This window comes from Flavobacterium sp., assembly GCF_039930565.1.
Classification (GTDB): Bacteria; Bacteroidota; Bacteroidia; order Flavobacteriales; family Flavobacteriaceae; genus Flavobacterium.
On sequence record NZ_JBDTTP010000120.1, the window covers coordinates 1 to 8,208 of the forward strand.

The following is an 8,208-nucleotide window of genomic DNA, read 5'->3' on the forward strand; positions in this document are numbered from 1 at the left end:
ATTGTAGTTACAGGCGGCGGAAGTGGTTTAGGAAAAGCAATGACTAAATATTTTTTAGAATTAGGAGCTCAGGTAGCGATTACTTCAAGGGATTTAGAAAAACTAAAAACTACAGCAACAGAACTGGAAACAGAAACTGGTGGAAAATGTTTACCCGTTCAATGTGATGTTCGTCATTACGAAGAAGTGGAGAACATGCTTCAGGAGGTTTTAAAAAATTTCGGAAAAGTTGACGTTCTCTTAAACAATGCTGCCGGAAATTTCATTTCTCCAACCGAGCGTTTGTCTGCAAATGCATTTGACACGGTTATAGACATTGTACTTAAAGGTTCTAAAAACTGTACACTTGCTTTTGGAAAACACTGGATTGATACTAAACAAAAATCGTCAACAATTTTAAATATTGTTACCACATATGCCTGGACAGGATCAGCTTATGTAGTACCAAGTGCTACTGCAAAAGCCGGAGTTTTAGCTATGACAAGAAGTTTGGCTGTCGAATGGGCAAAATATGGAATTCGCTCCAATGCAATTGCTCCGGGGCCATTCCCTACAAAAGGAGCATGGGACAGACTACTACCGGGAGATCTTGCAGAAAAGTTTGATATGGCAAAAAAAGTGCCATTGAAACGTGTTGGTGATCATCAGGAATTAGCCAATTTGGCAGCCTATTTAGTTTCTGATTTTTCAGCTTACATAAATGGAGATGTAATTACAATTGATGGAGGAGAATGGTTAAAAGGTGCCGGGCAATTTAATTTACTGGAAGCAATTCCGGAAGAACTTTGGGACCAGCTTGAAATGATGATAAAAGCAAAAAAGAATAAATAATTTTATGTGCTTACTAAATTCAGAATATTTTATAAAACTATACTGATTGCACAAATCCCGATAGCATTGCTATCGGGATTTTTTTATGTTTTAACCATTTAAGTAATATAAGTTCAGTTAAATAATCCTATGTTTAAACATTTGGCTACTTACATTTAATTATATCACTTAAATGGTTTAAATACAAAATATGGATACACAATTCACTTAAATTATTATTTTTGCCAAACAAATTATAACATCAAATTATGCTTATTATTGGAATTGCAGGAGGAACCGGAAGTGGGAAAACAACAGTAGTACACCAAATCATGAACGAATTGCCAGATACTGAAGTCGGTGTAATTTCTCAGGATTCATATTACAAGGAAACCCATAATTTGTCATATGACGAAAGAGCATTAATCAATTTTGATCATCCGAGATCTATTGATTTTGAATTATTGGAAAAACACCTTAAAGCTTTAAAAGCAGGCGAAACAATTGATCAGCCGGTATACTCTTTTATTCAGCACAACAGAACCGACGATACCGTTTCAACACATCCGAGAAAGGTAATGATTGTCGAAGGTATTTTAATCCTCACAAATCCTGAATTAAGGGAGCTTTTTGATATTAAAATCTACGTTCATGCCGATTCTGATGAGAGATTAGTTCGCCGTCTAAAACGTGATATTTCTGAACGCGGGCGTGATATCGACGAGGTTTTAACACGTTATCAAAACACTTTAAAACCAATGCATGAGCAATTTATAGAACCATCTAAAGCATTTGCTGATATTATAATTCCCAATGACAAATACAATACTGTTGCAATTGATGTAGTTCGTGCTGTAATTAATCAGCGAATTTTATAATTTTTATTGTAAATTTATTCCATATTAATTATAACAGCTTTTAAAATATTTATGAAAACAGTTAAGCGATTTATTTTTTGCCTGATAATACTCTCAGTAATTGCATGCAAAAGAGATAAATCGTTCAATAACAAATATTTCACTCTTACAGTTCCTAAAGAATATACTATTGATTCAATCAATTTTGGGGAATATATTCCGAGTAAATTTCCTGATAGACAATTGATATTTGAAAAAGATCCAAGTAGTTATTGTTTTTCTTTTTACATAAATAATAAAAATTTTGAAGAAAGAAAAGGAATTACTCTTTACAACACAGTAATTAAAAATAATTTAAATAAAGGTTATAAGGAAGTCGTCTTCAATGAAATAAAAAAGCAAGAATTATCTTTTAAACAAGGCCAAGGCAAAAAGTACAAGCTTATTTCAGCAATAAAAGATACAGTAATTCAAAATCAAAAATATACATATTACATATATGAATATGATTATTTAAATAATACAAATGTCAAAAGAATCAAAAACATAAAATTATTTACAGAAAAAAATAAAAAGATTTATGATATTGATTTAAAACTTGACAGCAAAGACAATTCTTCTTTACAAAATCAATTTAATGAGTTATTAAATATTGTAAAAACATTGAACCTCAAATAATAACTAATTAACTAAATCAAATTTTCGTTAACAATGAAAAATCCATACAAAGAAAAAAAATGGTTCAAACTCCTGGGCAATAAATATGTTTGGGTTTTGCTTTTTTTTGTGGTATGGATGCTGTTTTTAGATAACTATTCCTATTTTGACCATCGTTTTTTAGACAACCAGATTAATGAACTTGAAGATAACAAAACCTATTATCAGGAAGAAATAAAAAAAGATCAGGAACAAATAAAACAGCTTAAAAATCCGGAACAAATAGAAAAGTATGCCCGCGAAAAATATTTCATGAAAAAAGACAGCGAAGACATATATATCATCAAATTCGAAGGAGACACAATTCAGAAAAAAGAATAATCAGAAAAAAATAAAAATGGCTACTACCCTATTCGAAGATTTTAATCCGGTTTCATCCAAACAATGGAAACAGAAAATTCAGTTTGAGTTGGATGGAGCTGATTACAACAAAACAGTAATTTGGAATTCCCCCGAAGATATTCAGGTGAAACCGTTTTATCACAGTGATGAATTTATAAAAGCGGCTCCTGTAAAAACTCGGGCTTCTCAATTTAAAATTTGTCAGAATATTTTTGTCTACGATATAGATAAATCGATTCAAAGAGCCATCAATACTATCGAAAAAGGTGCTGAAAGTTTACGTTTCACGATTCAAAACGAAACAACTGATGTCCAAAAATTATTAGAAAATCTTCCTTTAGAAAACAGAACTGTTTACTTTAATTTAAATTTTATTTCAATCGATTTCGTAAAACTATTAGACAGTATTTCGATTCAAAAGAAAGCTAAATTTTATTGCAATATAGATCCGATTGGGCATTTCGCCAGTGATGGAAACTGGATTCCAACATCTGATAAAAACAACTTTGAAACTATTGAGAAAATTTCAAAAGCAACTACCAATCTTTCTTTGTTAAGTGTAGATTTAGGTTTGTATCAAAATGCAGGAGCCAACATTACACAGCAAATCGCATATAGCCTAGCGCATGCCAACGAATACTTAAACCGTATTTCGAATATTCCAAAACAAATCGTTTTTCAGGTTTCGGTAGGGACGAATTATTTCTTTGAAATTGCAAAACTTCGCGCTTTACGAATGCTATTCAATTTAATTGTTGCCGAATACAATCCGGACTTGGAATGTCATTTATTAGTTACACCAACCAAACGCAATAAAACTATTTACGATTATAATGTCAATATGCTCCGTACAACAACGGAATGCATGTCGGCAATTTTAGGCGGTGCGGATGCTGTAGCTAATTTACCTTATGATACTTTATATCACAAAGACAATGAATTTGGAGACCGGATTGCCAGAAATCAATTGTTGATTTTAAAACATGAAAGCTATTTTGACAAAGTCAATAATCCTGCTGATGGAAGTTATTATATTGAAAGTCTGACCATGCAATTGGCTGAAAAAAGTTTGACCTTATTTAAAAACATTGAAGCTGAAGGAGGTTTCCTGAAACTTTTGAATGAAGGGACTATCAAAAAGAAAATTCAGGAAAGTGCCAATAAAGAACAAGAATTATTCGATTCTAAAAAAGAAGTTTTATTAGGAACGAATAAATATCCCAATCCAGAAGACAAAATGAAACATGATTTAGAATTGTTTCCGTTCGTAAAAATAAAACCACGAAAAACATTAATTACGCCTATTATAGAAAAAAGATTAGCCGAAAAAATGGAACAGGAAAGACTGGATCTTGAATAATCATTTTAAGTAATAATAAATTCTCAAAGAGTTAATACATGGTAAGAAAAGACCTCAAACATATCAATCTTCAAAACCTCAAAATAGATTCTGAAACCTCAGATTCGTCAAACAGTTTTCAAACTGCTGAAGGAATCGGACTAAAAGAAACATATTCAGTTGATGATATTAAAGATCTGGAATTTCTTGATTTCGGAGCCGGATTTCCTCCTTATCTGCGTGGGCCTTATACAACTATGTATGTAAAACGTCCGTGGACAATTCGTCAATATGCAGGTTTTTCGACTGCTGAAGACAGTAATGCTTTTTACAGAAGGAATTTAGCCGCTGGCCAAAAAGGTTTATCCATAGCTTTTGATTTGCCCACACACCGTGGTTATGACTCCGATCACGAAAGAGTGGTTGGTGATGTTGGAAAAGCAGGTGTAGCTATTGATTCTGTAGAAGACATGAAAGTGCTTTTTGATCAGATTCCCCTAGATGAAATGTCAGTTTCTATGACCATGAATGGTGCTGTTTTACCTATTATGGCATTTTATATCGTCGCTGCAGAAGAACAAGGTGTAGCAATTGAAAAGTTGTCAGGAACCATTCAGAATGACATTTTGAAAGAGTTCATGGTCCGTAATACCTATATCTATCCACCAACACCTTCGATGAAAATCATTGCAGATATTTTTGAATTTACTAGCAGAAAAATGCCAAAATTCAATTCAATCTCAATTTCCGGATATCATATGCAGGAGGCCGGCGCACCAGCTCATATTGAATTGGCTTATACTCTCGCGGATGGTTTAGAATATATTCGAACAGGATTATCAACTGGAATGACAATTGATGAATTTGCTCCAAGATTATCCTTTTTTTGGGGAATCGGAATGAATCACTTTATGGAAATTGCCAAGATGCGGGCAGGTCGGATGATTTGGTCGAAATTGGTAAAACAGTTTAATCCAAAAAGCGATAAATCATTAATTTTAAGAACACATTGTCAAACCAGTGGCTGGAGTTTAACAGAGCAGGATCCATTTAATAATGTAACCCGAACGTGTATTGAAGCAGCCGCAGCAGTATTTGGCGGAACGCAATCTCTTCATACTAACGCTCTTGATGAAGCGATTGCATTACCAACAGACTTTTCTGCAAGGATTGCACGTAACACGCAGATTTTTTTACAGGAAGAGACTAAAATCAATAAAACCGCAGATCCTTGGGCAGGAAGTTATTATGTTGAAAGCCTTACTAACGAAATGGTTGAAAAAACGTGGAAACTGATTCAAGAAGTTGAAGAATTAGGCGGAATGACAAAAGCTATTGAAGCCGGAATTCCTAAATTAAGAATTGAAGAAGCAGCTGCAAAAAAACAAGCAAAAATAGACAGTGGACAAGATATTATTATTGGTGTAAATCAATTTCGATTAGAAAAAGAAGATCCTCTGCATATTCTGGATGTGGACAACCAAATGGTTCGTGAGCAACAAATTGAAGGGCTTTCAAAAATAAAAGCAAAAAGAGACTCACAAAAAGTTAGTGAATCACTTGAAAAATTAATTCATTGTGCAAAAACAGGACAAGGAAATTTATTGGAAATTGCTGTCGAAGCTGCTCGCAACAGAGCCACTTTAGGCGAAATCAGTGATGCCCTTGAAAGTATTTTTGGAAGGTTTAAAGCACAAATTAAATCTATTAGCGGTGTGTATAGTGCAGCAATAAAAAATGATAAAAATTTTGAAAAGGCAAAGCAATTAGCTGATACTTTTGCCAAACAAGAAGGAAGACGTCCCAGAATTATGATTGCCAAAATGGGACAGGATGGCCATGATAGGGGTGCAAAAGTGGTAGCGACAGGTTATGCAGATGTTGGTTTTGATGTAGATATAGGACCGTTATTTCAAACTCCTTCTGAAGCTGCCAAGCAGGCTGTTGAAAATGATGTACATATTTTAGGTGTTTCCTCATTAGCAGCCGGACATAAAACATTAGTTCCTCAGGTCATTGAAGAGCTTAAAAAACATGGACGTGAAGATATTATGGTGATTGTTGGAGGAGTCATTCCTGCACAGGATTATCAATTTTTATTTGATGCCGGAGCAGTTGCCGTTTTTGGACCTGGAACAAAAATTAGTGAAGCGGCGATCAAAATTTTAGAAATATTAATCGATTAAAAAAAGTCTAAGCCAAAAAAATCCCGAATTACTCGGGATTTTTTATTTTACTTTGTATCATTAATCATTTATTGTAGCATTACTATCTGCCTCAATATAAGAAAGATCATAACCTCCAAAAGCTTTCATGTAACTTCTTAAGGAAGTGCCATAAGCATCTCTAAAATGCCTGTTGCCTTTGTTTTTAAAAAAGTTTTTTACTGATCCTGCGCCTCCGAGATGGGCAGCAGCCAAAATTCCTGATTCGGTTATTGCTACACCATTAATGATTTTGCCCTCATACTTACGAATTTCCCGACGTAAAATCCATTTGTTTTTAGAGAGCAATGCGATGAATGCTTTTTCCTGTAAAGCTGGATTTTTTAAAAAAGCCTTGTCATTGTGAACACCTACGGATCTTAAAGTTTTAGAACCAAATTGGTACTTTCCCATGTATCCAATAGAATTTACTTTTCGGTATTTTCCCTGGGATTCTTTAAAAGCAACTGCTTCCTTAAAACCAATAAGATGATTTCCTGTAAATGGGATGTTTAAATCAGGTGAAGAAGGGTAATCATCTTCGTCTTGTGATGGAAATAAGTATTCGGATCCATCTGTTTTTTCTACGAGAAACCAAGGTTTGGTTTCTAAATTAAAGGGTTTAAAACCCAGGCTTAAAAATGTAATAATAACAATCAAACTCGAGTAAAAGTACCATTTCTTTATCATAAATTATTTTTCTTCAAAACGCTGTCACCTTTTTGAAATTTCTACGGTGCAAAGATAAGAAATACAAAACAATACTGATAATCAGTCGTTTGCGATTTTTAAAAATATAATAGATGCCCTTTAAGCCCTTTATTGGCTGAGTATTCGAGAGTTGGAGCCGGAATTTTTATCGTATTAAATAGTGAAAAAACCGTCTTTAAAAAATGTGATTTTGTGTTAATTTTAGTAAAATCAACATCAAAACTAAGATAAATCTGACGAATTCTTTCTGGATTTTGGATCGAAATGGGGATGTCATTTTGAATATTTCCTGAAAGCATTCCATCAGATCCATATCCAAAAGCAACATTTATCCATTTTGGAATTTTACTTTCCTTAGCAAAAGAATGCAGGTTTACGGAAAGCCAATATGTTTGTCCATTATAATCTTTTAGGATTTGTTCATTCAATGAATTTCCAAGTTTTTCAGGTCTTTGATTGGCATAATGAGTAGTATGAAAAGAAAATTTAGGAGTAATTCTCTGCTCATTCCAAAGCAATTCTTGTGACACATATAGCGCTGTACCAGTAGCATTGGCAATTATATCTCCGGAAGATGCACCCCATTCTGCAGAATAGCCATCTAAAATTTCAACAGAAGTAAGAAAAGCAAATCCTACGCCGGCACCGTAAATTAATTGATTTCTTTTGTCAGCTCCACTCCAGCTTAAAGTTTCTGAACCCAATCTTCCTAAATGATAAGCAGAATACATATGCCCTATTTTATCCATCTGGAGCCATTCGTCATTATCATTTATAAAATGAAAATCTGATTTAGGATAATCGGCATACCAAATCTGATTCAGACCAATTAAGGCAGCCGAAGCCAAAGCGGTTTCAGTGATGACAACTGTATTCTGTCTTCTTTTATTTAAGGTATCGGAAGGAGTTAAAAAATTTTCGAGTTTACTCTGCGCTTCAATTAACTGAAAACATAAAAAAAATAGTAACGATAAGTAATTTGATTTTTTAAAATTCAAAACTATCTTATTACTCCCTGACCAGCAATCCAATCTGAATATTTTTTTGCGTTTTTTGTATGCTCTTCATAAGTTGATGCAAATTCATGATACCCAAAACGATCAACACTGGCACAAAAATAAATATAATCGTTTTTCTCAGGAGTTAAAACAGCTTCAAGCGCCGTGATGTCAGGCATAGCAATTGGTCCTGGAGGAAGTCCTATATTCACATAAGTATTATATGGAGA

9 protein-coding genes are annotated in these 8,208 nt (G+C 33.6%); 6 read left to right on the forward strand and 3 right to left on the reverse strand.

Annotated features, from left to right (window positions below; genetic code table 11):
- The 6 genes from ABI657_RS18410 to scpA form a co-directional block, all read left to right on the forward strand.
- Positions 1 to 831: SDR family oxidoreductase (locus ABI657_RS18410; protein ID WP_348098732.1), on the forward strand; the 831-nt coding region annotated here is incomplete at its 5' end.
- A 248-nt stretch (positions 832 to 1,079) separates the two neighbouring features.
- A complete protein-coding gene (gene udk / locus ABI657_RS18415; RefSeq protein WP_348098733.1) occupies positions 1,080 to 1,688 on the forward strand; it encodes a uridine kinase in 609 nt (202 codons plus the stop codon).
- Between the two features lie 51 nt (positions 1,689 to 1,739).
- Complete coding sequence (locus ABI657_RS18420) at positions 1,740 to 2,345, forward strand: hypothetical protein (protein WP_348098734.1); 606 nt, start codon at positions 1,740 to 1,742, stop codon at positions 2,343 to 2,345.
- A 33-nt stretch (positions 2,346 to 2,378) separates the two neighbouring features.
- Positions 2,379 to 2,705 (forward strand): septum formation initiator family protein, encoded by a 327-nt coding sequence (locus tag ABI657_RS18425; RefSeq protein WP_348098735.1) that lies wholly within the window; start codon positions 2,379 to 2,381, stop codon positions 2,703 to 2,705.
- 16 nt (positions 2,706 to 2,721) lie between these two features.
- Entirely contained in the window at positions 2,722 to 4,086 is a 1,365-nt protein-coding gene (locus ABI657_RS18430) for a methylmalonyl-CoA mutase subunit beta (protein ID WP_348098736.1), read from the forward strand.
- Between the two features lie 38 nt (positions 4,087 to 4,124).
- Positions 4,125 to 6,251, forward strand: coding sequence for a methylmalonyl-CoA mutase (scpA, locus tag ABI657_RS18435; protein WP_348098737.1), 2,127 nt, complete (start codon positions 4,125 to 4,127; stop codon positions 6,249 to 6,251).
- A gap of 60 nt (positions 6,252 to 6,311) precedes the next feature.
- Here scpA and ABI657_RS18440 read toward each other — a convergent pair whose 3' ends face one another.
- From ABI657_RS18440 to ABI657_RS18450, 3 genes are all read right to left on the reverse strand, one after another.
- Positions 6,312 to 6,959: a peptidoglycan-binding protein LysM gene (locus tag ABI657_RS18440; protein WP_348098738.1), complete on the reverse strand. Its 648-nt coding sequence runs from the start codon at positions 6,957 to 6,959 to the stop codon at positions 6,312 to 6,314.
- Positions 6,960 to 7,057: 98 nt separating this feature from the next.
- On the reverse strand, positions 7,058 to 7,978 hold the full coding sequence (locus ABI657_RS18445) for a DUF2279 domain-containing protein (protein WP_348098739.1): 921 nt from the start codon (positions 7,976 to 7,978) through the stop codon (positions 7,058 to 7,060).
- Between the two features lie 2 nt (positions 7,979 to 7,980).
- Positions 7,981 to 8,208 (reverse strand): endolytic transglycosylase MltG (locus ABI657_RS18450; protein WP_348098740.1); only part of this gene is annotated, 228 nt, incomplete at its 5' end.